A 26,471-nucleotide genomic window follows, 5' to 3' on the forward strand; every position below is an offset into this window, starting at 1 on the left:
ACGTCCGCATGATCACCCGCCGCGAATACCTGAAGCTGTCCGCCGCCGCCGGCGTGGCCCTGGCGATCAGCCCGAAGCGGCTGCTCGCCGACGACAGTCCGCGCGCGCTGGTCACCCGCGCCATCCCCGGCACCAGCGAACAGCTGCCCGTGGTCGGCCTGGGCAGTTCGGCCTCGTTCGCGCGCGTGGCCGGCGAGGGCGACGCCGCGCGCATCCGCGACATCCTGCAGACGCTGGTGCGCGAAGGTGGCCGTGTGTTCGACACCGCGCCCGGCTATGGCGCCTCCGAAGAGGTCGCCGGCCGGGTCGCGCAGGAGGCCGGGATCGCCGACCGGCTGTTCTGGGCGACCAAGCTCAACGTCGCCGGCCGCGGTGGCGGCCAGGCCGATCCCGCGGCCGCGCGCGCCCAGCTGGACGCGTCCTTCGCGCGCATCGGCAAATCGCCCATCGACCTGGTGCAGGTCCACAACCTGGGCGACGTCGCCACCCAGCTCGCCATCCTGCGCGAGGCCAGGGCCGCCGGCCGCGTCCGCTACATCGGCCTGACCACCACCTTCGAGCAGCAGTACGCGGAGCTCGAACGGCACATGCGCGAAGAGGACATCGACTTCATCGGCGTCGACTACGCGGTCGACAACCGGACGATGGAGGAGCGCATCTTCCCGCTGGCGCAGGAGCGCGGCATCGGCGTGCTGGCCTATGCCCCGTTCGGGCGCCGGCGCCTGTGGGAACTGGTCGAAGGCAGGACGCTGCCGGACTGGGCGGCCGAGCACGACATCGCCACCTGGGGCCAGTTCTTCCTCAAGTTCGTGGCCTCGCACCCGGCGGTGACCGTGGCCACGCCGTCCACCAGCCAGCCGCGCAACCTGGTCGACAACCTGGGTGCGGCCACCGGCCGGATGCCCGACGCGGCGGTGCGCAGGCGGATGGTCGAATACATCGAAGCGCTGGGCTGAGCGCATTGGCCGGCCCGGGCTTGACCTGGGTCAGCGCGCCGCGGCGGGCGCGGCGCCAGCATGGGCCATGGGCGCCCGCGGGCGCTGCAGGCAGGAGACGGTGATGGAATTCCACGTGCGCGCGTCGCAGCCGCTGCCGCCGCTGGCGATCATCGAGGACGCGCTGCTGGCCTTCGATCCGGCGTCGGTGGTCGACCTGGACCTGGTGCAGGGCCTGCGCGTGAACGCGGCGATCGACGCCGCGGCGCTGGTGGAGCTGCTGAACGGCGCCGGCGCGCGGGTGCTGCCCGGCGAGGTCGAGCAGCAGCCTTCGGTGTGCTGCGGGGGGTGCAGCGGGTGAGGGTGAGGGTGCGGTTGCGGTGACGAGGGCGATCGCCGCCAAACCGCGGCGCAGCCCGCCCCTCAGGCCGCCTGCACGATCCGCAGCGGATTGCTCCATTCCCTGAGCAGATCCGCCTCGCGCGCCTTCGCTTTCTCCAGGTGCGCGTGCTTGACGTGGCCATAGCCGCGGATGTGCTCGGGAATCGAGGCGATCTCGGCCGCGAGGTCGACGTTGCCGCCGTCCAGCGTGTCCAGCAGGCCGCCGACGGTGCGTTCGTAGTCGGCGATCAGCCGGCGCTCCATGCGCCGCTCCTCCGTGTATCCGAACACGTCCAGCGGGCCGCCGCGCAGGCCCTTGAGCTTCGCCAGCACCTTGAACGCGCTGAACACCCACGGCCCGAAGGCCTTCTTCCGCAGCCGGCCCTCGGCGTCGCGCCTGGCCAGCAGCGGCGGCGCGAGGTGGAACTCCAGCCTGAAGTCGCCCTCGAACTGCTGCTTCAGCCGGCGCTCGAACTCGCCGCTGGTGTACAGGCGCGCGACCTCGTACTCGTCCTTGTAGGCCATGAGCTTGAAGAAGTAGCGCGACACGGCCTCGGTAAGGTCGGTGCTGCCCGGCGCGCGGGTGGCTTCGGCGCTGCGCACGCGGGCGACGAAGTCGGCGTAGCGCCTGGCGTACTTCGCATCCTGGTAGTCGGTGAGGAAGGCGGTGCGGCGGGCGATCAGCTCGTCCAGGCTGCGCGACAGGCGTGCGTCGTCCAGCGGCAGGAAGGCGATGTTGTCGCCGTCGGCCGTGCCATCGCTGCCCGCGCCGGCCGCGGCGCCGGTGGCGGACGCCGGCAGGTGGCGCAGCTCGTCCTCGCGGCGCTGCGGCTTGGGCGCGCTGGTCGCGCCCCATTCGTTGCCTTCCCAGTCGCCAGGCGGCAGCGGGTCGAGCAGCGAGGGCGTGGCCTCGGCCAGGGTGCGCGGGTTGCGCACGATGCCGGCGGCGTCGTACACCGCCTCGATATCGACCGCGGCCAGGCGGCCCCAGGCGAACGCGGTCTTGTTCATCTCGATCGCGGCGCCGTTGAGTTCGACCGCGCGCATCAGCGCGTCCAGCGACAGCGGCACCAGGCCGCGCTGCCAGGCGTAGCCGAGCATGAACAGGTTGGCGGCGATGGCGTCGCCGAGCAGCGCGGTGGCCAGCTGGGTGGCGTCGACCACGTTCAGGACGCGCGCGGCGGCGGCTTCGGCGCTCATCGCCGCCTCGTCGCCGCCGCCCAGCGCGTTCCGCACCGCGCTGATGATGTCGGTGGCCGGGAACTGCATGTCCGGCCGCGTGGTGAAGGTGCCGGGCATCGCCTCGTAGCTGTTGAGCACCACCTGCGAACGGCCGGCGCGCAGCTTCGACAGCGTCCAGTAGTCGTTGACCACCACCATGTCGCAGCCCAGCACCAGGTCGGCTTCGCCGGCGGCGATGCGCACGGCGTGGATGTCGGCCGGCTTCGGCGCGATGCGGATGTGCGTGGTGACCGCGCCGCCCTTCTGCGCCAGCCCGGTCTGGTCGAGCACGGTCGCGCCGCGGCCTTCCAGGTGCCCGGCCATGCCCATCAGCGCGCCGATGGTGACCACGCCGGTGCCGCCGACGCCGGTGACCAGGATGTTCCAGGGCCGCGTGCCGTCGCTGGCGAACACCGGCTCGGGCAGGTTGGCGAGCTTCGACAGCCCCGTGGCCGGCTTGCCCTTGCGCGGCTTGCCGCCGTGCACGGTGACGAAGCTCGGGCAGAAGCCCTCGACGCAGCTGAAGTCCTTGTTGCAGGCCGACTGGTCGATCTCGCGCTTGCGCCCGAACTCGGTCTCCTTCGGCAGCACCGAGACGCAGAACGACTTCACGCCGCAGTCGCCGCAGCCTTCGCAGACCAGCGAGTTGATCGCCACGCGCTTGTCGGGATCCGGCAGCTTGCCGCGCTTGCGCCGGCGCCGCTTCTCGGTGGCGCAGGTCTGGTCGTAGATCAGGACGCTGGTGCCCTTCACTTCGCGCAGGCGCTTCTGCACGTCGTCGAGCTCGCGGCGGTCGTGGAAGGTGACGCCGGCGGGGAAGATGGAAGGATCGCTCCACTTCTCGATCTCGTCGGACAGCAGCGCGATCACCTCGACGCCTTCGCTGCGCACCTGGTGCGCGATCTGCGGCACCGACAGCGTGCCGTCCACCGGCTGGCCGCCGGTCATCGCCACCGCGTCGTTGTAGAGGATCTTGTAGGTGATGTTGACGCCGGTCGCGACCGACTGGCGGATGGCCAGCGTGCCGGAGTGGAAATAGGTGCCGTCGCCGAGGTTCTGGAACACGTGCGGCGTCTCGGTGAACGGCGCCTGCCCGGACCAGGTGACGCCTTCGCCGCCCATGTGGGTGAAGGTGTCGGTGCTGCGGTCCATCCACGTGACCATGTAGTGGCAGCCGATGCCGGCCATGGCGCGGGAACCTTCCGGCACCTTCGTCGAAGTGTTGTGCGGGCAGCCGGAGCAGTAGTGCGGCACGCGCGGGAACTGCGCGCGCGGCAGCGCCAGGGCGCCTTCCTTCTCTTCCATCCAGCGCAGCACGTCGCGGATGTGTTCCGAGTCGTGGAACCGCTGGATCCGGCGCGCGATCACGCCGGCGATGGTGGCCGGGGTCAGCTCGCCGGTGGACGGCAGGATCCACTCGCCGGCCTCGTCGTGTTTGCCGACGATCGACGGCCGGCGGCCGCCGTCGAGGCCGAAGTCGAAGTTGTAGAACAGTTCCTTCATCTGGCTCTCGATGAAGGACAGCTTCTCCTCCACCACCAGGATGTCCTCGAGCCCGCGCGCGAACGCCCGGATGCCGACCGGCTCCAGCGGCCAGGTCATGCCGATCTTGTAGACGCGGATGCCGAGCTCCGCGCAGGCGCGTGCGTCCAGGCCGAGGTATTCCAGCGCCTGCAGCACGTCCAGGTAGCTCTTGCCGGTGGTGGCGATGCCCAGGCGCGCGTTCGGCGAGTCGATCACCACGCGGTCGATGCGGTTGGCGCGCGCGAAGGCCTGCGCCGCCTTGACCGCATAGCGGTGCAGGCGCATCTCCTGTTCCATCGGCGGGTCCGGCCAGCGGATGCCGAGGCCGCCGGGCGGCATCTCGAAGTCGTCGGGCGTCACGATCTGCACGGCGAACGGATCGACGTCCACCGACGCCGACGATTCCACGGTCTCCGCGATCGTCTTGAAGCCGATCCAGCGCCCGGTGTAGCGGCTCATCGCCCAGCCCACCAGGCCCATGTCGAGGATGTCCTGCACGCCCGCCGGATTGAGGATCGGCATCAGCGCGCTGGTGAACTCGCCTTCCGAACCGTGCGGCAGGGTGGACGAGCGGCAGGCGTGGTCGTCGGCGGCCAGCGCCAGCACGCCGCCGTGCTTCGAGGTGCCGGCGGCGTTGGCGTGCTTGAACACGTCGCCTGAGCGGTCCACGCCCGGGCCCTTGCCGTACCACATGCCGAACACGCCATCGACCTTCGCGCCCGGGAACAGGTTGGTCTGCTGGGTGCCCCAGACCATGGTCGCGCCGAGGTCCTCGTTGAGGCCGGGCTTGAAGTGCACGTTGGCGGCGTCGAGGTGCTTGCGGGCGCGCCACAGCTCGAGGTCGAACCCGCCCAGCGGCGAGCCGCGGTAGCCCGAGACGAATCCGCCCGTATTCAGGCCCGCAGCCTGGTCGCGCAGCCGCTGCATCATCGGCAGCCGCACCAGCGCCTGCACGCCGGACAGGTAGATGCGGCCCTGCGTGCGAGCGTACTTGTCGTCCAGCGTGTAGTCGGGATCGGTGACGCCGCGGGTGAGCGCCGTGCTGGCGGAGGCGGGCGAGGAGAGTTCGGCGGTGCTGGTCATGCGGGACCCCGTGCGGGCAAGGCGCTGGCTGAGGGCGCGGCCCGGCGGCCGGCGCGGGGCGCGGGGCGGATGGGGACGCGGAAGCGGCGCGGATTCTATCAGCGACGCCGTTTCCATGACTTTTTCTTAACTCCTGCGGGCGCTACATGGGCCGCGGGGCCGGTGGGGGAAGGAGGTGGCCGCCATGCAGGAGCGTTGCGCGGAAGCGCCGTCGGCGGACGGCGGCAGCAGCGCACGCAGGCACAACCAGGCGCTGGTCGCGCTGGCGCGGCAGTGCTGGACCGGGCGGCAGAGCCTGGAATGGGCGCTGGCCCGCATCTGCGAGACGTCGGCCGAGGTGCTCGAGGTCGACCGGGTCAACGTCTGGCGCCTGCATCCCGCGCATGGCGTGCTGCGCTGCATCCACGCCTACGACCGCCGCAGCGGCGAACACAACTGTCCGGGCTACGACGAGGCCCTGGACGCCGACTCCGAGTACGGCCGCCGACTGGACCAGGTGCGGGTGATCGATGCCGCCGACGTGCATCGGGATCCCGGGCTGTCGACGCTGCGGGCCTACTTCGGCCGCCACCAGGTCGCGTCCCTGCTCGACGCGCCGGTCCGCGGCGAGGGCGCGCTGGTGGGCGTGGTCTGCCACGAGCAGATCGGCCACCCGCGCGCCTGGAGCGAGGCCGAGCAGGCCTTCGCCGCCAGCATCGGCGACTACGTGGCGATGGTGACCGAGATCCATCGCCGCCACGACGCCGAGCGCCGCCTGCGCTACCTCGAACTGCACGACGCCCAGACCAACCTGCCCAATCGCGACCATCTGCTCGAGGTCGCCCACAGCGCGCTGCGCCCGGCCGGCGGCAGCGAGCCGGCGGTCACGGCCATCCACCTGCAGGTCGACCTCGGGGATGACGATCGCGGCAGCGCGCTGGTGGCCGTGGCCGCGGCGCTGCGCGGAGGCATGGGCGAGGAGGCGACGCTGGCGCGGGTGCGCGACGACGCCTTCGCCCTCGTGCCCCACCGCAGCCTGCGCGAGGCCGACGCCCTGGCCCTGGCCGGCCGCTGCGTCGAGCTGGTCGAGCGTGCGGGCGACGGCCGCGGCGGACTGCGCGCCGTGGCCGGGATCGCGTTCTCGCACGACCTCGCGGCGCCATCGGCGGACATGCTGCTGCGCAACGCCGAGCTCGCCAGCCACCGCGCGCGCAGCCTCGGCCGCCTGGACCGCTGCGAGGTCTTCGATGCCGGCCGCCACCGCGCGCTGGTGGAGCGCATGCACCTGGAGCGCGCGCTGCGCGAGGCGCACCAGGAAGGGCGGCTGCACGTGCACTACCAGCCGCTGGCGCGGCTCGCGGACGGGCGGATCCTGGGGGCCGAAGCCCTGCTGCGCTGGCGCGACGACGCCAACCAGTGGCGACCGACCGGCGAGGTCATCGACGTCGCCGAGGCCTCCGGCCTGATCGTGCCGCTGGGCCGCTGGCTGCTGGGCGTGGCCTGCCGTGCCGCCGCGGCCTGGCCACCGTCCGCATCCGGGCCGCTGACGCTGGCGGTCAACATCTCCGCCCGCCAGCTCGAACAGCCGGGCCTGGTGGCCGACGTCGCCGCGGCCCTCGAGGCCAGCGGGCTGGCACCCGGCCGGCTGTGGCTCGAACTCACCGAGACCGCCCTGCTGGCGGACGCGCCGTTCGCGATCGCCACCCTGGAGCGCCTGCGCGAACTCGGCGTCCAGGTCGCGCTGGACGACTTCGGCACCGGGCAATCGTCGCTGGCCCGGCTCAGGCACCTCCCGATCGACGGCCTCAAGGTGGACCGCGGCTTCGTCGCCGACCTGCCCGGGGATCCGCTGGACATGGCGATCCTGGCCGCGATCGCGACGGTGGCGGCCAAGGCCGGGCTGAAGGTGGTCGCGGAGGGCATCGAGCGCGCGGAGCAGGTGCAGGCGGTCATGGACTGCGGCATCGCCCTGGGCCAGGGCTATCACTTCGGGCGCCCGGTCCCGGAGGCGGAGCTGCGTGCCATCTTCAGCCGCCAGGGCTGAAATGCCGGGGTGGTGCCGCTACCATGGCGGCGGGGTACAGGGGCCCCGCTACCCGTATCGACGCAATGAACCATGCTTTCGCACGCCGGCTCGCCGCCCTCGTGCTTGCTTCGCTGTCCTTCGGCCTGTGCGCGCAGGACCTGCCCTGGCCCAAGGAGTTCTACTTCGAACCCGACACCGACGTCGCCCGCCCGCTGGAGCTCTATCCGGGCAGCGACGACGCGACGGTGGAGCGCCTGCTGCAGGCGCGCCGGGGCGGGCGCCGCAATGCCAACCTCGCGACCGCCCAGCTGGCACACCTGTCCTATGTGGCCGGCCGCACCGACACCGGCGCCGCGCTCTACCAGGAGGCCAAGCAGCGCCCGGACACTGCGCGCCAGCGTGACGCGCTGCACTGGAACCACGGCTGGGACCTGTACCGCAGCGGCGACGTCGCCGGCGCGCTGGAGCAGTGGCGGATCGCCGGCGCCGAGCGCCTGAGGGGACCGGCCTGGCTGCCGCCGACGCTCGCCCTGGGGCTGTGGCAGCTGGACCGCCGCGACGACGCCATCCGCTGGTACGCGGCCGCCGTGCGCACCGAGCCGACGCTGTGGACCTCGCCCGACCTGGTGCGCCTGCTGCCGGACTGGACCGACGAGGACCGCGCCGTGCTGGCGCGCGTGGCCGAAGCCTGGAAGCTCGCGCCGCCGCCCTGGCCCTGAGCCGGGCGTCGCGTGCCGCCCGTGGCGGGCGGTGCGCCGCGTTCAGCCGCCGCTGCCGGCTTCGAGCGGCACGTCGTGCGCGCGCAGCCAGGCGCGCACCGCCTCGCGTTCGTCGCGCGCCCGCGCGTTGAGCAGGGCCTCGCGCATCTGGAAGTAGTAGGGCTGGAAGGTCTCGCCGGCCGAATTGGTGGCGTGCGCCGGGGCGCCGGCCTCGAGCAGCTCCAGCACGATGCCGCCGGCATTGATCGACCCGGCCGCGTGCAGCGGCGTGGTGCCGTTGTGGTCGGCCGCGCCGGGGTCGGCGCCTGCGGCCAGCAGCATGCGCACCTGTTCGCGGCCGCCGCCGAGGATGGCGCGCACCAGCGGGGTCTCGCCGGTCACGCGGTTGGGCTGGTCGGGGTTGGCGCCGCGGTCGAGCAGCAGCTTCAGCAGCGCCGGGTCGTCGCCGAAGGCGGCCACGTGCACCGCGCTGCCGCCGCCCGGGGCCTGGCGATCGGGATCGGCGCCGGCATCGAGCAGCACCTCGACCACGTCGGCGCGCCCCGCGGCCACGGCCAGCTGCAGCAGGCTGCTGCCGTCGCTGCCCGGGGTGTCGGGGTGGACGCCGCCGGCCAGGCCGGCGCGCAGGGCGTCGGCATCGCCGCGCGCGACGGCGTCGGCGAGTGGGGCAAGCTGCGGATCAGTGAAGGGATGGTCCAAGGTGGGGGCTCGGCTGCACGCGGCCGCGCTCGCCGCCAGGAGGAGGATCAGGACACCGCTGCGCATGGCTCCCGATGGTGCCACAGGCGCGTGTTATCGACGGAACAGGCTGCCGACCAGGTCGAAGCCCGTCTCCAGCACGTTGCCGCCGAAGTCGGCCACGCCCTCGACCAGGCGGCCGCCGCCGGAGACCAGGCCCGCGGCGACGTCGCCGACCGGACCGCCCACGCTGTTGTCGATGCGCTCGGCCAGCGCGTCGGTGCCGGTGCGCACGGTGTCGCCGGTGGAGTTGAACACGCCCTCGACCACGTCGCCGGCGATGCGGATCCCGCCCTCGACCACGTTGCCGCTGGCGATGTTGGTCTCCCACTCGCCGGCGATGTCGTCTACCAGGTCATGCGTGTTGCGCGCGAAGTCGTCCTGCAGCACGTCCGGCACCGCATCGATCAGGCTGCCGGCCGTGCCTTGCGGCGGATTCTGGTAGCCGGGCTGCCAGGGCTGCTGCTGGATCATGGCCTCGGTCAGCAGCTCGGGACTGTGGCTGACCGCGCCGCGCACCAGGCCGGCGACGCCGCCCAGCACCGGCACGTTCAGCCGGTCCGCCGCCTCGAGCCCGACGCCCAGGACCCAGGCCACGGGCGTCGACAGGCCTGTTTCGGCGTCGAGTCCGCGCGGCACCAGGGTCAGGTCCTGCACGCCTTCGGGATCGACCACGATCTGCGTGCCCAGCGCGTCCGGCGCGGCCAGCGCGAACGGGCTGTTCTCCTGGAAGTTGGTCAGCAGGTCGTCGCCCATCGAGTAGCGGCGGATCAGGCCGCCTTCGGCCAGGTCGCGCGCGGCCTGCGGGTCGATGCCGAGGCGGTCGAAGGTGTTGGGATGGATGCCTGAGGCGTCGAAGGTGACCGCCGGCACGCCGGAGGCCAGCGAGGCCACCGAGGCCAGGCCGCCGCCCTGCGAGTGCCCGGTGATGGCGAGGTTGGTGGCGTTGCCGTCGGCGTCGGGCGTGCCGAAGCGGCGCTCGAACTCGACCGCGGTGCGCGTGGCCAGGCCGCTGAACTTGTCGATCTCGTCGCTGGTGGTGAAGCCCGCGCCCTGGCGGAAGTTGTTCATCCAGTCGGTGCCGCTGCCGTCGGTGCCGCGGTAGGCGAGGACGAAGTTGCCGTTGCAGTCCTGGTAGATCTCGGCCTTGAAGTGCTGGGCGGTGAGCTGGTCGCCGCCGTCGAGGTACTGGGCGCGCCAGGCGGCGGGATCGTCGATGCCGCGCGCGGCCAGGTCGGCGTCGGTGACTTCGGTCCAGCCGGCCGGCGGCGCGCCACGGGTGCCGTAAACAGCGGTGGCGAGTTGCGACAGCACGACGTCGAATTCCTGCGCCTGCTGGCCGCTGGCCAGCGCCGAGAGCTCGCCGGGGCCGACGCCGCCGGGGGCGCACTGCGGCGACTGCGACTGCGACTGCGGCCCCTGGGGCGCGGCGGGCGACAGCGCGCCCAGCTGCGGGTGGTAGCCGGGCTCGTGGCGGCCCTGCAGCGGCTGCAGCGCGGGGGCGTTGGCGGCTTCCGGCGGCGCGGGCGGCGGAGGCGACGGCTGCAGGCCGCGCAGATGGAGGGCGGAGGTCGAGTCGTTGTCCAGGCGCGCGTGCAACATGGGAGCGGTTCCGCAGGAGTCTGCGGCCAGTGGACCGCTCCCGCCGCCGCGGTTCAATCGGGGGCGCACCCTAGGTGGGCTTGCCAAGGTCGCGCTTCCGCCATCCCCGGTCCGCTTGCGAATGTCCCTGCAGCCACGCCTCCTCCTCGCCGCCCTGCTGTTGGCCACGGTGCCGGCCACCCATGCCGCCGACCGCATCACCGGCCAGCCCTTCGCCACCCGCAGCGAGGTGCATGCCCCGCACGCGATGGCCGCGACCTCCCACCCGCTGGCGACCCAGGTCGCGCTGGACGTGATGAAGGCCGGCGGCTCCGCCGTGGACGCGGCGATCGCCGCCAATGCCGCGTTGGGCCTGATGGAGCCGACCGGCAACGGCATCGGCGGCGACCTGTTCGCCATCGTCTGGGACCCGGAGACGCGCCGGCTGCACGGTTACAACGGCTCGGGCCGCTCGCCGCGCTCGCTCACCGCGGCCGAGTTCAAGCGCCGCGGGCTGACCGACATCCCCGCGCACGGCCCGCTGCCGGTGACGGTGCCGGGCACGGTCGACGGCTGGTTCGCGCTGCACGAACGCTTCGGGCGGCGCACGATGGCCGAAAACCTGGCGCCGGCGATCCGCTACGCGCGCGACGGCCATCCGGTGCACGAGACCATCGCCTACTACTGGGCGCGATCGGTGCCGCGGCTGTCGATGTGGCCGGGCTTCAGCGAGCAGTTCACCGTGGCCGATGCCGACGGCAGCCGCCGCGCCCCGCGCAGCGGCGAGACCTGGAAGAACCCGAACCTTGCCGACACCCTGCAGAAGATCGCCGATGGCGGTCGCGACGCCTTCTACACCGGCGACATCGCGCGCGTGATCGGCGACTACTTCGCGGCCAACGATGGCTTCCTCGCCTACGACGACCTGGCCGCGCACCGGGGCGAGTGGGTCGAGCCGGTGTCGACGAACTACCGCGGCCATGACGTGTGGGAGCTCCCGCCCAACGGCCAGGGCATTGCCGCGCTGCAGATCCTCAACCTGCTCGAACCGTACGACCTTGCGTCCTACGGCTTCGGCAGCCCCGAGCATGTGCACCTGTTCGTCGAGGCCAAGAAGCTGGCCTTCGCCGACCGCGCGCGCTGGTACGCCGACCCCTCCTTCCATCCGGCGCCGGTGGCGAAGCTGGTATCGAAGGACTACGCCCGCGAACGCGGCAGGCTGATGTCGCCCGACCGCGTGCTGCGCGAGGTGCAGCCGGCCACGCCGCGCGAGCTGGAAGAGGGCGACACCATCTACCTGACCACCGCCGACGCCGACGGCATGATGGTCTCGCTGATCCAGTCCAACTACCGCGGCATGGGCAGCGGCATGGCGCCGCCCGGGCTGGGCTTCATCCTGCAGGACCGCGGCGAGCAGTTCGTGCTTGGCGACGCCTCGCACCCCAACGCCTATGCCCCCGGCAAGCGGCCCTTCCACACCATCATCCCGGCCTTCGTGACCAAGGACGGCAAGCCCTGGCTGGCCTACGGGGTGATGGGCGGTGCGATGCAGCCGCAGGGCCACGTGCAGATCCTGCTCAACATGATCGATTTCGGCATGAACCTGCAGGAGGCCGGCGATGCGCCGCGCATCCACCACGATGGCTCCACCGAGCCGGTCGGGCGGGCCACGGTGATGTCCGATGGCGGATGGATCGAACTCGAGTCCGGCTTCCCGCAGGCGACGCTGCGCGCGCTGATGGATCGCGGGCACTCGGTGCGCTCGGCGCTCGGGCCCTTCGGCGGCTACCAGGCGATCATCGCCAACCCGCACGGCGGCTGGACCGGCGCCAGCGAATCCCGCAAGGACGGCCAGGCCGCCGGCTACTGAGGCCGCGCCTCAGCCCCGCGGCTGCACCGCGACGCCGTTGGCCTCCAGCCAGGCGTCGATCTTCCCGAGGTCGCGGCGCGTGCCTGCGTTGAGCAGCTTCGGGTCGCCCTTGAACAGGTAGTCCTGGAAGGTCGCGCCGGTGCGGTCGGTGGCGCGCGGATCGGCGCCGGCCTCGAGGAAGCGCAGCACCGCGCCGGTGTCCTTCACCATCGCCGCGTGATGCAGCAGGGTGGTGCCGTTGCGGTCGGCCACGTCCACGCGCGCGCCGGCGCGCAGCAGCACGCCCACGTTCTCGTCGCTGTCGGCGCGCAGCGCGTCGTACAGCGGCGTGGCGCCGGTGACGGTATTGGGCGTGTCGGGCGACATGCCGTGCTCGAGCAGGGCCTCCAGCCAGTCGCGCGACTTGCCCATCGCCGCCAGGTGCAGGGCGGTGCGGCCGTCGCGGTTGCCGCGCGCGGGGTCGGCGCCCAGCGCCAGCAGCAGGCGGAAGGCGCCGCGGTCGCCGCGCTTCATCGCCCACTGCAGCAGGGGCTGGCCGCGGTCGTCCTCGGCGTTGGGATTGGCGCCGGCGGCGATCAGTTCGCGCGCCAGCGCATCGTCGCCCGCCAGCACGGCGTCGGCGAGCTGGGCGCTGCCCGGGTTTGCAAAGGCCTGGCCTTGGGTCACGTCTGTCCCTTGCCGGGCGCAGCCGGCGGTGGAGGCGAGCATCAGCGACGCGGCCACCAGCAGGCGCACGCGACGCGGCGCCGTCCCGAGGGAGGGCGCCGCGACGGGCTGCGGTCTGGGGGCGTCGGACATGCGGGCCAACTTACTACGTCAGGGCCGCGCCTTGCGTGACCGGCGCGGCGGCTGCGGTCAGAACCAGTTCACCGGGTTGAGCTTCTCGCCCAGCCAGGTCGCGCCGTCGCTCACCGCCTGGCCGACGTCGCCGACAACGTCCGCGACGATCTCCACGCCGTCGCCGACCACGTCAGCCACGGTCTCGACCGCATCACCCACGGTGTCGGCCACGTCGCTCACGACCTGGCCGGTGCCCTCGACGAAGCCGGCCACGGCATCGAGCGGAGCCTCGAGCCCGGTGGCGTCGCCGATGTCACGCAGGAAGCCGCCGCCTGCGTTGGCCAGATTCTGCGTGGTGTCCCCGACCAGGCCGATGGCGCCGTCGGCCAGGCTGCCGACGGTGTCGATGGCGAAGTCGGCGACGTCGCCCACCGCCTGCGCGGCGGCGTCGACCACGTCACCCTGCAGGAATTCCTGTCCCGCCTGCGACAGGCCATCGATCATCTCGGAGCCGTTGCCGGCGACGTCACCGACGATCTCCTGGCCCTGGCGGATGATGCTGCCCAGCTGGTTGAGGTTGTACTCGCCGGCGCGCTCCAGGCCGTCGATGGCGATGTTGCCGGCGGTGCTGATGCCGGCGTCGAGGACGTCGCCGCCCACGTCGAGCAGCCCGTCGACCGCCCAGCCCAGCCCGGGCTTGCCGCCGGCGGTCAGCACGCCGTTGGCGAGGTCGCCCAGGCGGTCGAGGCCGGTGTTGACCGCGCCGCCGGCCTGCTCGGACACGGTGGGCCGGGTCGCGGGATCGTAGGCGGTGTTCTGGCGCAGGGCGTCGACGTAGGAGGCCCCGTCGCCGCCGCCGCCGTGCAGCGCGGCCAGGTCGCCCAGCCCGCCCATGCCGGCGGGCGGGTCGATGCGCAGCTCGTGGCCGACCGCGTTCGGCGGCGACATGTTGAGGATCGGGATCAGCGGCACGTCCTGTTGTGCGGCGTTGAGCGGGTCGCCATTCACGATGTAGCGGCGCAGCTGGCCGCTGTCGGCGGCGTCCTCACGCACGGCGTTGGGATTGAAGCCCAGCGATTCCAGGGTCTGGTCGCTGAGGCCCGAGGCGTTGAAGGTCACGCCCGGCACGCCGGTGGCCAGCGAGGCGGCCGAAGCCAGGCCGCCGCCCAGCGAGTGGCCGGTGAAGGCCACGTTGCCCTCGCCGAACGCCTGCTGCGCGGCCTCGGCCAGCGCCACCGCGTCGCGGTACTGCCCGCTTTCGAAGCCCAGGCCCTGCAGGGCGTTGTCGTCGGCATCGCCCGAAGGCGCCAGGCCCCAGTCGTCGGTGCCGCGGTAGGCGACCACGTACTGGCCCTGCTCGTTCTGGTAGATGGCAGCGTCGAAGCCCTCGGTGGTGCTGAGCAGGGCGGGATCGATCGGGATCTCGTTGCCTTGGGCGTCGACCAGCGCGGTGCCGTCGGCGCTGGGCTCGAGCCGCTGCCAGCCGGCGTCCTGCAGCGCCTGCTCGGTCTCCGGGTTGTCGGCGGCGTAGACGTCGTTGGCCATCATCGCCAACTGCAGGTCCAGGTCGGGCTGCGGCTGGGTGCCGGCCACCTGGCTGGCGAAACTGCCGTCGCCCTGCGGATACGCATTGGCCACCTGTTGCAGCGACGGGGGCGGCTGCAGCGCCTGCGTGAAGCGGTCGTCGATCCGCATCTGCTGGGCCATGGACAGCTGGCTGGCAATCGGGAGGCTCATGGCCGGACTCCGGGACAGGATGCCGCCAGCCTTGGCGAAACAGGGGCCGGTCGCCAGCTGGGACCGACCCTAGGCGCCGCACCGCGCGGCTGCGAAAGAGCGGCTGTGTGACAGCCGTTTCACCGGTCGCTTCGCCGGCCGTGTAGTCAGCCGTTTCGCCGGCCGTGTCGCCGGAGGTGTCGTCGGTTTTTCGCCGGTCGGTCCGCTGGCCGGCCCTGTGGGAACGGCTCAGTCGGCCGGGACGGTGCGGCCGCGCGCCCAGTCGCGCAGCGCCTGGACCGGTTCGGCCATCACCACCGAGAGCGGCCGGGTGCGCCGGAGCTCGGCGCGCAGGCCGAAGTCGTTGAGCGGCGTGCCGGCGGCGTGCGCGGCATACAGGCCGGAGACGATGGCCTGCTCGATCTCGGCACCCGAGAAGCCGTCGGCGGCCGCGGCCAGGCCGTCGAGGTCGTATCCCGCGGGATCGAGCTCGCGCTTGCGCAGGTGCAGCTCGAACAGTTCGCGCCGCGTGTCCACGCCGGGCAGGTCGACGAAAAAGATCTCGTCGAAGCGCCCCTTGCGCAGCAGCTCCGCGGGCAGCTCCTGCACCTGGTTGGCGGTGGCCACCAGGAACACGTGCGACTTGCGTTCGGCCATCCAGGTGAGCAGGTAGCCGAGCACACGCCGCGAAACGCCGCCGTCGCCGTCGCCGGCCGAGGACGCCAGGCCCTTCTCGATCTCGTCGATCCAGAGCACGCAGGGGGCCAGCTGTTCAGTCGATTCGAGCGCTGCGCGCAGGTTCTTCTCGGTCTCGCCGTGGAACTTGTCGTACAGCGTGCCGAAGTCCAGGCGCACCAGCGGCACGCCGAAGCCGCCGGCGATCGACTTGGCCAGGAGCGACTTGCCGCAGCCCTGCACGCCCAGCAGCAGCACGCCCTTGGGCGGGTCGAGTCCGGGCGGCGCGTCGCCGGACACGAACACCGCGCGTCGCTGGTCGATCCAGCGCTTCAGCGCCCGGGCGCCGGCGACGTCGGAGAACCGGGCGGTGTCGTATTCGTAGTGCAGGTGGCCGCTGCGGTTGAGCAGTTCGAACTTGAGCTTTGCCAGCCGCGGCAGGTCGTCGTGGCCGAGCACGCCGTCGCCGAAGATCAGCTGGCGCGCGATGCGACGGGCGTCGGGCAGCGACAGGCCGCCCAGGTTGCGCACGATCAGCTTCACCGCGTCGGCGTCGGCCTCGACCCGGCGGCCGCCGTGCTCGGCCTGGTAGCGAGTGGCCTCCTCGCGGACCATCTTCAGCAGGTCGTTGGCATCCGGCAGCCGGGTGCGGAAGCGCACCGCCTTGGCCTCGAGTTCGCCCGGCAGCTCGACCCTGTGGCCGACCAGCACCAGCACGTGCGGCAGGCAGCCGCGGCGCTGCAGCAGGTCGCGCAGCATGCGCTGGGTGCCGGCGTAGCCGAGGTAGGGGTGGAAGTCGAGCAGCAGGTAGACGCCGCGCTGCTCCGCGGCGTGGATCGCGCGCAGGGTGGAAGTGGCGTCGGGGGCGGCCTCGGCCGGGTCCTCGCCGTCGAGGTCGATGCGGCGCAGGCCTTCGGTGATCGTCCAGCGGTACAGCGCGCGCCAGACGTGCAGCAGCGACTGCCGGAACAACTCGACCACCCGCGGCTCGTCGGGCGTCTCGATGATGATCAGGGGGGTGTCCGCGCGGATCAGCGCGGCCAGGTCCTGCAGGTCGCTCATCGGTCGCATGCAAGGTTCGGGAGAGCGGGCATTCTATGTGCGCCAGGGCAGCCGGGGCGGTGTACCCTCGACTGCGATCGCGGGCGGACGTGACCGGAGAGCGGATGAAGACGGTGCTGGTGGCCAGTTCCAAGGGCGGCGCGGGCAAGACCACGATCGCCACCCACCTCGCCGCGCACGCGGCCCTGGAGGGCCGGCGCACGGCCCTGGTCGATGCCGATCCGCAGCAGTCGTCCACGCGCTGGGCGGAACGCCGCGCCGGGCACGACAGCGCGGTGCTGCCGATCCCGGGAAGCCGGCGCGCGAAGACGGCGTGGAAGTCGCTGCCCGACGATACCCAGCGCGTGGTGGTCGACGCCCCGGCGGGCGCGATGGCCGAAGACCTGGAGACCTGGCTCGAGCACGCCGACGCGGTCGTGGTGCCGGTGCAGCCCTCGGCGCTCGACCTCGACGCCACCGTGCATTTCCTCAACACGCTCGCGCAGCACCCGCGGGTGCGCCGCGGCGAACTGCGCGTCGGCCTGGTGGCCAACCGCATGAAGCCCTGGACCAATGCTTCGCAGGCCACGCTCGACCTGCTCGGCCAGTGGCCGTATCCGGTGGTGGCCACGCTGCGCGACAGCCAGGCCTACGTGCTGCTGGTCGGCCTGGGGCGCAGCCTGTTCGACTACCGTTCGGCCCAGGTCCGCGACCATCAGGCGGACTGGGCCCCGCTGCTGAAATGGCTGGGCAGGCCCTGACCGCGCCCGGCAAGGAGAAGGACACGATGGCGATCGACACCCGGGACATCCTGCTTTTGCGCCACGCCCACGCCGAAGCCGCCGGGCCCGGGCAGGCCGACCTCGACCGTCCGCTGTCGCCCGAGGGCCAGGCCGAAGCCGAGGCCGCCGGGCGCTGGCTGCTCGAACACCGGCTGTTGCCGGACCTGGTGCTGTGTTCGCCGGCACGGCGCACGCGCGAGACGCTCGAGGCCGTGCTCGCGGTGATCGGCTATGTCGACCAGCGCCTTGAACCAGCGATCTACGACGCCACGCCCGGGACCCTGGCGGCCCTGGCCGACGGCCATCGCGATCTCGGCCGGCTGATGCTGGTCGGCCACAACCCCGGCCTGGAGCGGCTTGCCGCGCTGCTGCACAGCGGCCAGTCCGGCGACTACCGCGGGATGCCACCCGGTGCGATCGCGCACCTGCGCTTGCCCGTGGGCGCCGAGGTCGAGCCGGGTGCCGCGAGCCTTGCCGACTTCTGGTGGCCGTGAGGCGTGCAAGCGTCATTGCATGGCTGTCCCTTGTCGCGGCCGCGCAGGTCGCGCTCCCGGTGCGTGCGACCGGGATCGACGCCGCCGCATCGCGGGTCGGCTTCCAGCTGGTCACCCGCTGGGGCGAGACGATCGATGGCCGCTTCCCGGTCTTCGACGGCGAGGTGACGCGGCTGCCCGACGGGCGGCAGCAGGTCCGGCTGTCGCTGTCGGCGGCCGACGTGGAGATCCTGGACAGCGCGCGCCGCTCGCAGATGACCCGCGGCGCCGGCTTCTTCGACGCCAGGCGCTTTCCCTGGATCACCTTCCTGTCCGACCCCTTCGATCCGGCCTTGCTCGAACTGGGCGGGCAGCTGCACGGCGTGCTGAGCATCCGCGACGTGCAGCGGCGCGAGGCCTTCACCGTGCTGGCATCGGCCTGTTCTAGCCCGGCGCTCGACTGCCCGGTGCTGGCTGCCGGCGTGGTCGACCGCACCGCCTACGGCATGAACCGCTGGCCGGTCGTGGTGGAGCGCAAGGTCCGCTTCGAGCTGCGCATCCGCATGGAGGGCGGCGGGGAGTGAAGCCGCTGCTGAAACTCCTGCTGCTGGCCTGGGTGCTGGCGACCGGCGCCTGCGCCACGCTGTCCGATGAACAGGCCGCTGCCGCGGCGCGCATCGCGGCCCAGGCGCGGCCGGTGCTGGTGGACTGCGCGCGCGACGACGCCTGCGCTTCGCCCTCGCCGCTGCGCGCGCTGGGCCGGGAGGCGATGTCGGCGAGCACGCCCGAAGCCCCCCGCCATCGCGCGCTGATCCTCGATTACGGCCAGGACGCGCTGCTGGCGCGGCTGAGCCTGATCCGCTCCGCGCAGCACTCGGTGGACCTGCAGACCTACATCTTCGACGAGGACGATGCCGGCCACCTGTTCCTCGACGAGCTGCTGGCCGCGGCGCGCCGCGGGGTGAAGGTGCGGGTGCTGGTGGACCAGCTGTCGGCCCTGCGCGAGGTGGAGACGCTGGCGGCGCTGGCCGGCGCGCATGCCAACTTCGAGATGCGGATCTACAACCCGCTGCTCGGGCGCGCGCGCATCAGCTATCCGCAGTACGTGCTGGCCGCGGCCTGCTGCTGGCGGCGGCTCAACCAGCGCATGCACAACAAGCTGCTGCTGGTCGACGGCCTGGTCGGCATCACCGGCGGGCGCAACTACCAGAACAGCTATTACGACTGGGACCCGGAGTACAACTTCCGCGATCGCGACCTGTTCGTCGCCGGCCCCGCGGTGGCCGGCATGGCCGCGAGCTTCGACGAGTACTGGGACGCGCGCCTGACCCGCACGCTGCCGGAGCTTGCCGACGTCGGCCGCCTGCTGCTGCGGGAGGGCGTGCCGAAGGTGCCGCACGCGCCGTTCGAACTGCCGGAGCGCGTGGAGCGGATCTCGCGCGACGCCGACGATCCGCTGCTGGTCGATGCGCTGGCCGCGGCGTCGATGCCGGTGGGTGCGGTCGACTTCATTTCCGATCCGCCCGAGAAGCATCGCTCGGGCTACGAGGGCGTGGCGCCCTCCACGCGCGGCCTGCTGGAGCTGATCGAAGGCGCGCGCGAGGAAGTGATCCTGCAGACGCCCTACCTGGTGCTGTCGCCCGGCGCACAGGACCTGTTCACCCGCCTGCACCGGCGCGACGACCCGCCGCGCGTGCTGGTGTCGACCAACAGCCTGGCGGCCACCGACGCCTTCATCACCTACGCGCTGTCGTACAAGTACAAGCGCCGCCACCTGCGCGAGTTCGGCTTCGAGATCCACGAGTTCAAGCCCTTCCCGCAGGACGCGCCCATCGACGTCGAGGCCACCGGCACCGTGGACCTGGGCGATGGCCGCGCGCAGGCGCCGCCGGCATCGGCCGACGGATCGCGCACGCCGCGCACACGGCCGCTGGAGCGGGAGTATTCCGCGCTGCGCTGGTCGGGCTTCTCCGCGCACGAGCGCGTGCCACTGCATCGCGGCGGCGTGCGCTTCGGCCTGCATTCGAAGTCGCTGGTGGTGGACGAGCGCATCGGCGTGGTTGGCACCCACAACTTCGATCCGCGCGGCGACGACTACAACACCGAGTCCGCGGTGGTGATCGAGGACGAGGGCTTCGCGCGCGCACTCGCCGACAGCATCCGTCGCGACATGGCGCCGGCGAACGCCTGGGTGGTCGCGCCGCGCGACCGGCCGGTGGTGTTCTCCGGCCTCGACTATTCGCTGGGCAAGGTCTCGGAGTCGCTGCCGGTGTTCGACCTCTGGCCGACGCGCTATGCCACCGCCTACGAGTTCCGTCATGGGCCGGACTGCCCCATGCCCTTGCCGCCCGGCGATCCGCGCTTCCGCGACTGCCACGAGCCGGTGGGCGACTTCCCCGAGGTGCGCATCGGGCTGAAGGCGATCCTGACCCGCATCTTCACCGCCTTCGGCGCGGGCCTGGCGCCGATTCTCTGAGCATCCCCGGATCGACCGTTCGTCGGCGCGCAGGCCCGGCACGGGCGGGCGTGACCTTTGACATATTGCAGTAGGTGGGTGGTGTGGTAGTTTACCAGCACACCAAGTCACAACCCCCGCAGGAGATCGCCATGTACCGCACCGACACCCACGCCGCCTCCACCCGGACGACCCCCGCCGCCCGTCTTCCGGTCCCCGCCCCCCGCTACCGCTCCCGTGACTTCGGCACCGGCTACGGCAGCAGCAGCGGCTACGCGGCCAGCCGCCGCTACACCCCGGGCAGCCAGCCTGCGGCGCGCTTCCGCCTCGCCTGACGGCCTGATTGACCCGGGGGGGACCCGGTCCTAGGCTGGCGCGCCCCGGCGCCAGCCCGGGACACCGGAGCCCAGCATGACCCCCCAGCCTTCGATCTTCCGCCGCGGCCTCGACCTGGCCGCCCTCAACGCCCTGTCGAAGGGCACGGCGATCGAGGCCCTGGGCATTGAATTCGTGGACATCGGCGACGACCGCCTGGTCGCGACCATGCCGGTGGATCCGCGCACCGTGCAGCCCTACGGCCTGCTCCATGGCGGCGCTTCGGTGCTGCTGGCCGAAACCCTGGGCAGCAGTGCGGGCAACATGTGCGTCGCCGAAGGCGAGGTCTGCGTCGGCCTCGAGATCAACGCCAACCACGTGCGTGCCGTGCGCGAGGGCCGCGTCACCGGCACCGCCAGGCCGCTGCACATCGGTCGCAGCACCCACGTCTGGGAGATCCGCATCGAGGATGCGCGCGGGCGGCTGGCCTGCGTCTCGCGGCTCACGCTCGCGGTCGTCCCGGCGGGCTGAGCGGCCGCGCCGCTACCGGCGCGCGACCCCATCCGGTATCTTGCCGCCATGCGTTCGACCACTGTTCCCAGCGTGCGCGCCGGAGGCCGCCTGGCGCGCGCGGGCCGCTATGTCCTGCGCGTGCCGATGCTGCTCTGGCATGCGCTCGTCCACCTGCCGCCGGTGATGCTGGGCCTCATGCTGCCGGGCGACCTCCGTGACCGTGGCGGCAAGGGATGGCATGCCGGGCTCGTGCGCCTCTGGCAAGGCGGGCTGATGCGCGTGTTCGGGATGCGCATGCGGCGCGTGGGAGAGCCGCTGCCCGGCGCAACCCTGTTCGTGGCCAACCATGTCAGCTGGATGGACATCTCGGCGCTGCACAGCCAGCGCATGATGGGCTTCGTGGCCAAGCAGGAAATCGACGGCTGGCCGGTGGTCGGGCGCATGGCGCGCCGCGGCGGGACCATCTTCCACCGGCGCGGAAGCCAGGAATCGCTGGGCGGCGTGCTCGACGCGATGATCGCGCGGCTGCGCGAGGGGCGGTCGGTGGGCGTGTTCCCCGAAGGCCGCACCCGTGACGGCGTCGAGGTCGGGCCCTTCCATGCCCGCATCTTCATGGCCGCCGTCGAGGCCGGGGTGCCGGTGCAGCCGGTGGCGCTGCGCTACGGCACCGGCGGCGAAGGCCAGCGCGCGGTGGCGTTCCAGCCGCGCGAGAACTTCCTGCAGAACTTCCTGCGCCTGCTCGGCGAGCCGGCGCGCCCGGTCGAGGTGGTGTTCCTCGAACCGGTGATGCCGGGCGAGGCCGACGGCCGCGCGGCGATCGCCAGGATCGCGCGCGAACGCATCGTCGAGGCGCTGCGCGCGCCGTGAGCCAGGCCGCGCCCAGCGACTACCGGCCGCCGCGCTGGCTGCGCAACGCCCATCTGCAGTCGGTGCTGGCGGGCAGCCCGCTGCGTCGTCGCCGCGCCCTGTCCGCGCTGGCAGCGGCCGACGCGGAGACCCGCCAGGTGATCGTGGACGGCGGCGACGGCGTGCGCCTGCTGGGCCTGCATACGGCACGACCCGGCGTGGAGCCGCAGGGCATGGCGCTGCTGCTGCACGGCTGGGAGGGCAGCGCGGAGTCGGCCTATGTCTGCCTGGCCACGGCCGGCTTCCTGGCGCGCGGCTGGGACGTGTTCCGGCTCAACTTCCGCGACCACGGCGGCAGCCACCACCTCAATCCGGACATTTTCCACTCCGCGCGCATCGACGAGGTGGTGCACGCGGCGGTCGATGTCGCACGGCGCATGCCACGGCCGCGCCTGGTGGTGGCGGGCCACTCGCTGGGCGGCAACTTCGCGCTGCGCCTGGCGCTGCGCGCGCCCGCGGCCGGGCTGCCGCTGGACGCCGTGGCCGCGGTCTGCCCGGTGCTGGACCCCGCGCGCACGATGGCGTCGATGGAGCAGGGCCCGCCGCTGTACCTGCGCCACTTCGAGCGCAGCTGGCGGCGCTCGCTGGTGCGCAAGCGAGCGCTGTTCCCCGGGCACGTGGACGTCGACGACCGCGTGCTGCGCCTGCGCATGCGCGCGCTCACCGAATGGCTGGTGCTGCGGCACACCGACTTCGGCAGCCTCGAGGCCTATTTCGACCGCTATTCGATCGCCGGCGACCGCCTCGCCGGGCTCGCGGTGCCGGCCTCGATCCTGACCAGCGCCGACGACCCGATGATTCCGGTCGACGACTTCGAGCGGCTGGTGCTGCCCGCCGGAACCCTGCTCGAGATCGCCCGCTGGGGCGGCCACTGCGGGTTCCTGGAGGGCCGCGGCCTGGACGGCTATGCCGAACGCTGGGTGGTGGAGCGGCTGACGGGCGGCGCCTAGGCGCAGGCTACAATCGGCGTTTTGGGCGCCATCGCGCCCGGCAGGACGCATCATGCAGGAACAGATTCTCCAGACCTTGTACAGCGGCAACATCGAGAAGGGGCTGGAGCTGGCCCGCGAGTTCGTCGCGCGGTCGGCCCACGATCCCGTGGCCCAGCGCATGCTCGCGCTCGCCCTGCGCGCCAACGGTGACGAGGCGGGTTCGCGCGCGGCGCTCAAGCGCGCCATCACCCTTGCGCCCGAAGATGCGCGGATGCACCTGGAGCTTGCCGGCCTGCTGCTCGACGAGCACGACCTCGAAGGCGCCCAGCGCTCGCTCGACGCCTCGGCGGACGCCGATCCCAACAGCGTGCCGGCGTATGTGATGCGTTCGCACCTGGCGATCGCCCGCGGCGACCTGGTCGAGGCCGGACGCCAGGCGGTGCTGGCCGAACGTGCCGGTCCCGGGCTGCCTGCGGTGCTGGCGCTCCGCGGCATGCTCAGGCTTCACGAAGGCAACCTGGCCGAAGCCGTGCGCCTGCTGTCGGACGCGGTGCGGCTGGCGCCCAACGACGCGGTCGCGCTGCACGGCCTGGGCATGGCGTACGCCGCACAGGGCCATCTGGCGTTCGCCGAGCAGACGTTCCGGAAGTTGATGGGCGTTGCCAGCAACGCCGCCGCGGTGCGGCTTGCCATCGCGCAGGTGCAGCATGCGCAGGGCCGCTCGGCCGAGGCCGCGGACGAACTCGCGCCCGCGCTGGCCGATCCCGCGCTGGCGACGCCACAGATGCGGCGCTTCGTCGGCGAGCTCGAGCTCGCCGCCGGCCGCCACGCGCAGGCGATCGAACACTTGCGCCAGGCGATGGCCGAGCAGTCGTCGGACCGCAAGACCGTCGCGTCGCTGGCCGAGGCCTGGCGCCGGAGCGGCCAGCTCGAGGATGCGCGACGCACGCTGGACAGCGCGCTGGCCTCGACTCCCGACGACGACGAGCTCTGGCGCGTCCGGCTGGGCTTCGAGCCGGCTGGCGAAGGCGCGGCACGGCTGGTGCAGCAGTGGCGGACCCGGCTGCCGGAGTCGACCTCGGCGATCGAGGCGGCGATGGTGCTGCATGCGAGCGAGGGGCGCCCCGCGGAGGCCGAGGCTGCGGCGCGCGAACTGCTGGCGCTCGCGCCCGGACATGCACGCGCCGAAATGCAGATCATCGACGCGCTGCTCGTCCGCGATCCCGCGGAGGCCGCGAAGCGGCTCGAGGCGCGCATCAGTGGGACGTCGAACATCGGCGAAGCGCTGTCGCTCGAAGCCTGGCGCGACCTGGCCCGCCATCGGGCCGGTGATTTCAGCGGTGCCCGGAAGGGCTGGAGCGACCGCCACGCCGCCCTCGCGCGGGGACGCCTGGCGCTTCCGGCCGGAAGTGCCGCGCCCCCGCAGTGGCCGGAGGCCGTGTCCGCGCCGGCCGGGTCGGCGCGGGCCATCTTCCTCGTCGGCCTGCCGGGTTCGGCGGTGGAACGCGCGGCGAACATGCTGGCGACGGTGTTCCCGGGCTTCCGGGCCGACCGCTACAGCCCGCAACCCCCGGTCGACGCCTTCCAGGACATCCAGGCCTGGGCGCGGATCGCGGCCGCCGACCCCGGCACCCTGGCCGAAGCGGCGCGCACCTGGCGGGCCGCCCTGCCGGGTCGCCGGGTTGGCGGCGACTTCATCGACTGGCTGCCGTGGTGGGACAACAGCTATGCCTCGATCATGCGCGCCGGGATCCCGGAGGCGCGGCTGGTGGTGATGCTGCGCGACCCGCGGGACATGTTCATGGACTGGATGGCGTTCGGCTCACGCACGCCGTTCGCGGTGTCCTCGCCAGGCGAAGCGGCCGACTGGCTGGCGGCAGCGCTGGAGCAGCTGGCCGAAGTGCACGAGCAGGAGCTCGTGCCGCACGCCCTGGTCCGGGTCGACGACACCGCGGAGGATCCGCGCGCGATGGCCGCCCAGCTCGGCGCGGCACTCGGAATCGAGCTGCCCGAACCCCCGGCGGGTTACTTCGGTGCGCCGCGGCTCGCGCCCGGCAGCTGGCGCGAGCACGCCGCCGCGTTCGCCGGCCCGCTCGCCGCCCTGGAGCCGGTGGCGCGCCGCTTCGGCTACCCGGCCGCCTGACCTCAAGGAGCACGACGATGCACATCGCCAGCGAAAGCTTCGGCCACGGCCAGCCCATCCCCGCGGAGTTCGCCCTCGGCGCGCCCGGCGGCGGCTTCGGCGGCAATCGCAATCCGCAGCTGTCCTGGGGCGATGCGCCCACGGGCACGCGGTCGTTCGCGCTGCTGTGCATCGATACCGACGCGCCGACCGATCCGGCACTGGTCGCCAACGACCAGGCCGGGATTCCGGTCGAGCATCCGCGCGGGGACTTCGCGCACTGGGCCATGGTCGACATCCCGGCCACGGTGACGGCCATCGCCGCGGGAAGCTGCAGCGACGGCGTCAGCAAGGGCGGCAAGCGCGCGCCGTCCGGACCCGAAGGCGCTCGCCAGGGGCTGAACGACTACACGGGCTGGTTCGCCGGCGACGCGGAGATGGGCGGGGACTGGCTGGGCTACGACGGCCCGTATCCGCCGCCGCACGACCTGCGCGAGCACCGCTACTTCTTCCGCGTCTTCGCCCTCGACGTGGAGCGCCTGGCGGTGCCGGAGCGCTTCACCGCCGGCGACGTGCTGCGCGCGATCCAGGGCCACGTGCTGGCGGAAGCGGCCACCTGGGGCAGCTACACGCTGTCGCCCGGCGCCGCCTGACTCCGCAGAGCAGCGATGTAGGAGCAGCTACAGCTGCGACCCGCGCCGCATCACAACCCGGTGGTCGCAGCTGTTGCTGCTCCTACAGGAGGAGCGGAAGGGTGCGGAGGTCTCAGTTGCCCGCAGCGGCCGGGCCGGTCTCCACCACCATGTCGAGCACGTAGGCCACCGACGAGGCGTCGGCCGGCACGTCCTGACGCCGGTAGCGGTCCAGGCGCAGCACGCTGCGGGTGCCGGGCTTGTGTTCGAAGCCCTCGATTTCCTCGTACAGCGGGCCCCATTCGCCGGTGCCCTGCTTCAGGCCGCGGTCGTCGTAGCGCACTTCGCGCACCCGCAGGCAGCGGTGGTCGGGCATCAGCGGGTGCCGGCACTCGATGCGCTCGGCGGCGACTTCAAGGAACACCCGTTCGGGCGCGCTGCCGTGACGCGTCTGCGCGGTGGGCGCGCCGCTGAACACCAGGGTGTCGCCCAGCGCGTTGACCAGGCGCAGCCGCGGGGGCTCGCCCGGCTCCAGCTGGACCTGGTGGCGGCCCGCCAGGCGCGTGTGGGCCTCGCGTTCCATGGCCATCAGCGGCTCCGCGCAGGCCATCTGCGTGCTGATCATCGGCCCCAGGCCAAGCTCGCCCGCATCGAGCGTGAAGTCCGCGCCCATGGCGTTGCAGGCGTTGCTCACCGACACCCGCCCGTCGCGGAAGTCGAGCTGCAGCGGCGCGTCAGGGTTGCCGGACAGCGCGTCGATGCGGCCGCCGTCGGCAGCGCTGGCCGACTCCAGGCGCCAGTGGTGGCCGGCGAGCGTCGCGGACAGGTCCGGGGCGGGCGCGCGGCCGGGAGGCGAGGGGGCCGCGTCCGGCTGGTTCGCCGCGTGGCCACGGGCCTCGGCGGACAGGCTGGCGTCGGCGGCGGGTGCGGGCGCGTCCGGCGTGTCGCGCGGCGAGCAGGCAGCCAGGGCCAGGGCCACGGGGAGCGCGAGCGGGACCAGGTGCTTCATGGGGACCTCCGGGGGCAGGGCGGGGACCCGGATCAACGCGCGAGCGCCCTGGACGGGGTCGCG

22 protein-coding genes are annotated in these 26,471 nt (G+C 72.7%); 15 read left to right on the plus strand and 7 right to left on the minus strand.

Going from position 1 to position 26,471, the window contains the following annotated elements; translation table 11 throughout:
- Positions 1-8 precede the first annotated feature (8 nt).
- Positions 9-956 (plus strand): aldo/keto reductase, encoded by a 948-nt coding sequence (locus IE168_RS10130; protein WP_189497885.1) that lies wholly within the window; start codon positions 9-11, stop codon positions 954-956.
- Positions 957-1,059: 103 nt separating this feature from the next.
- Positions 1,060-1,296: a hypothetical protein gene (locus IE168_RS10135; protein ID WP_189497887.1), complete on the plus strand. Its 237-nt coding sequence runs from the start codon at positions 1,060-1,062 to the stop codon at positions 1,294-1,296.
- A gap of 62 nt (positions 1,297-1,358) precedes the next feature.
- Here the strand turns inward: IE168_RS10135 and IE168_RS10140 are convergent, their stop codons facing one another.
- Positions 1,359-5,144, minus strand: a complete 3,786-nt coding sequence (locus IE168_RS10140) for an indolepyruvate ferredoxin oxidoreductase family protein (RefSeq protein WP_189497889.1) — start codon at positions 5,142-5,144, stop codon at positions 1,359-1,361.
- 184 nt (positions 5,145-5,328) lie between these two features.
- On the opposite strand from IE168_RS10140, the gene IE168_RS10145 reads away from it, so the two are divergent.
- Both IE168_RS10145 and IE168_RS10150 read left to right on the plus strand, forming a co-directional pair.
- Positions 5,329-7,167, plus strand: a complete 1,839-nt coding sequence (locus IE168_RS10145; RefSeq protein WP_189497891.1) for a putative bifunctional diguanylate cyclase/phosphodiesterase — start codon at positions 5,329-5,331, stop codon at positions 7,165-7,167.
- A gap of 65 nt (positions 7,168-7,232) precedes the next feature.
- Positions 7,233-7,868 (plus strand): tetratricopeptide repeat protein, encoded by a 636-nt coding sequence (locus IE168_RS10150; RefSeq protein WP_189497893.1) that lies wholly within the window; start codon positions 7,233-7,235, stop codon positions 7,866-7,868.
- 42 nt (positions 7,869-7,910) lie between these two features.
- On the opposite strand, the gene IE168_RS10155 is transcribed toward IE168_RS10150, so the two are convergent.
- Positions 7,911-8,567, minus strand: coding sequence for an ankyrin repeat domain-containing protein (locus tag IE168_RS10155; protein WP_189497895.1), 657 nt, complete (start codon positions 8,565-8,567; stop codon positions 7,911-7,913).
- Between the two features lie 93 nt (positions 8,568-8,660).
- A complete protein-coding gene (locus IE168_RS10160; protein ID WP_189497897.1) occupies positions 8,661-10,208 on the minus strand; it encodes a Tle-like phospholipase domain-containing protein in 1,548 nt (515 codons plus the stop codon).
- Between the two features lie 121 nt (positions 10,209-10,329).
- Here IE168_RS10160 and ggt point away from each other — a divergent pair, with 121 nt between their 5' ends.
- On the plus strand, positions 10,330-12,057 hold the full coding sequence (ggt, locus tag IE168_RS10165) for a gamma-glutamyltransferase (RefSeq protein ID WP_189497899.1): 1,728 nt from the start codon (positions 10,330-10,332) through the stop codon (positions 12,055-12,057).
- Positions 12,058-12,066: 9 nt separating this feature from the next.
- On the opposite strand, the gene IE168_RS10170 is transcribed toward ggt, so the two are convergent.
- The 3 genes from IE168_RS10170 to IE168_RS10180 form a co-directional block, all read right to left on the minus strand.
- Positions 12,067-12,855, minus strand: coding sequence for an ankyrin repeat domain-containing protein (locus IE168_RS10170; RefSeq protein ID WP_189497901.1), 789 nt, complete (start codon positions 12,853-12,855; stop codon positions 12,067-12,069).
- 57 nt (positions 12,856-12,912) lie between these two features.
- Complete coding sequence (locus IE168_RS10175; protein ID WP_189497903.1) at positions 12,913-14,574, minus strand: Tle-like phospholipase domain-containing protein; 1,662 nt, start codon at positions 14,572-14,574, stop codon at positions 12,913-12,915.
- A 228-nt stretch (positions 14,575-14,802) separates the two neighbouring features.
- Positions 14,803-16,290 carry an AAA family ATPase gene (locus IE168_RS10180; RefSeq protein WP_189497905.1) on the minus strand — a complete coding sequence of 496 codons (1,488 nt, stop codon included), beginning with the start codon at positions 16,288-16,290 and terminating at the stop codon, positions 14,803-14,805.
- A 104-nt stretch (positions 16,291-16,394) separates the two neighbouring features.
- Here IE168_RS10180 and IE168_RS10185 point away from each other — a divergent pair, with 104 nt between their 5' ends.
- The 10 genes from IE168_RS10185 (at position 16,395) to IE168_RS10230 (ending at position 25,420) form a co-directional block, all read left to right on the plus strand.
- Positions 16,395-17,030 carry a ParA family protein gene (locus IE168_RS10185; RefSeq protein WP_189497907.1) on the plus strand — a complete coding sequence of 212 codons (636 nt, stop codon included), beginning with the start codon at positions 16,395-16,397 and terminating at the stop codon, positions 17,028-17,030.
- Positions 17,031-17,056: 26 nt separating this feature from the next.
- The gene (locus tag IE168_RS10190; protein ID WP_189498188.1) at positions 17,057-17,545 is read left to right on the plus strand and encodes a SixA phosphatase family protein; all 489 of its coding nucleotides are present in this window, start codon (positions 17,057-17,059) and stop codon (positions 17,543-17,545) included.
- Positions 17,542-18,108, plus strand: coding sequence for a YceI family protein (locus tag IE168_RS10195; RefSeq protein WP_189497909.1), 567 nt, complete (start codon positions 17,542-17,544; stop codon positions 18,106-18,108). The genes IE168_RS10190 and IE168_RS10195 overlap by 4 nt, the downstream gene beginning before the upstream one ends.
- The gene (locus IE168_RS10200) at positions 18,105-20,000 is read left to right on the plus strand and encodes a phospholipase D family protein (RefSeq protein ID WP_189497911.1); all 1,896 of its coding nucleotides are present in this window, start codon (positions 18,105-18,107) and stop codon (positions 19,998-20,000) included. The genes IE168_RS10195 and IE168_RS10200 overlap by 4 nt, the downstream gene beginning before the upstream one ends.
- Positions 20,001-20,131: 131 nt before the next feature.
- Positions 20,132-20,314 (plus strand): hypothetical protein, encoded by a 183-nt coding sequence (locus IE168_RS10205; protein WP_189497913.1) that lies wholly within the window; start codon positions 20,132-20,134, stop codon positions 20,312-20,314.
- A gap of 76 nt (positions 20,315-20,390) precedes the next feature.
- The gene (locus tag IE168_RS10210) at positions 20,391-20,825 is read left to right on the plus strand and encodes a hotdog fold thioesterase (RefSeq protein ID WP_189497915.1); all 435 of its coding nucleotides are present in this window, start codon (positions 20,391-20,393) and stop codon (positions 20,823-20,825) included.
- A 48-nt stretch (positions 20,826-20,873) separates the two neighbouring features.
- Positions 20,874-21,674 (plus strand): lysophospholipid acyltransferase family protein, encoded by an 801-nt coding sequence (locus tag IE168_RS10215; RefSeq protein ID WP_189497917.1) that lies wholly within the window; start codon positions 20,874-20,876, stop codon positions 21,672-21,674.
- Positions 21,671-22,663: a YheT family hydrolase gene (locus IE168_RS10220; RefSeq protein WP_189497920.1), complete on the plus strand. Its 993-nt coding sequence runs from the start codon at positions 21,671-21,673 to the stop codon at positions 22,661-22,663. Before IE168_RS10215 ends, IE168_RS10220 begins: the two co-directional genes overlap by 4 nt.
- A gap of 52 nt (positions 22,664-22,715) precedes the next feature.
- Entirely contained in the window at positions 22,716-24,788 is a 2,073-nt protein-coding gene (locus IE168_RS10225; protein WP_189497922.1) for a tetratricopeptide repeat protein, read from the plus strand.
- Between the two features lie 17 nt (positions 24,789-24,805).
- Positions 24,806-25,420 carry a YbhB/YbcL family Raf kinase inhibitor-like protein gene (locus IE168_RS10230; RefSeq protein WP_189497924.1) on the plus strand — a complete coding sequence of 205 codons (615 nt, stop codon included), beginning with the start codon at positions 24,806-24,808 and terminating at the stop codon, positions 25,418-25,420.
- A gap of 112 nt (positions 25,421-25,532) precedes the next feature.
- On the opposite strand, the gene IE168_RS10235 is transcribed toward IE168_RS10230, so the two are convergent.
- Positions 25,533-26,408: an META and DUF4377 domain-containing protein gene (locus tag IE168_RS10235; RefSeq protein WP_189497926.1), complete on the minus strand. Its 876-nt coding sequence runs from the start codon at positions 26,406-26,408 to the stop codon at positions 25,533-25,535.
- Between the last annotated feature and the right edge of the window lie 63 nt (positions 26,409-26,471).

It is taken from the genome of Luteimonas padinae (assembly GCF_014652935.1).
In the GTDB taxonomy this organism is placed as follows: Bacteria; Pseudomonadota; Gammaproteobacteria; order Xanthomonadales; family Xanthomonadaceae; genus Luteimonas; species Luteimonas padinae.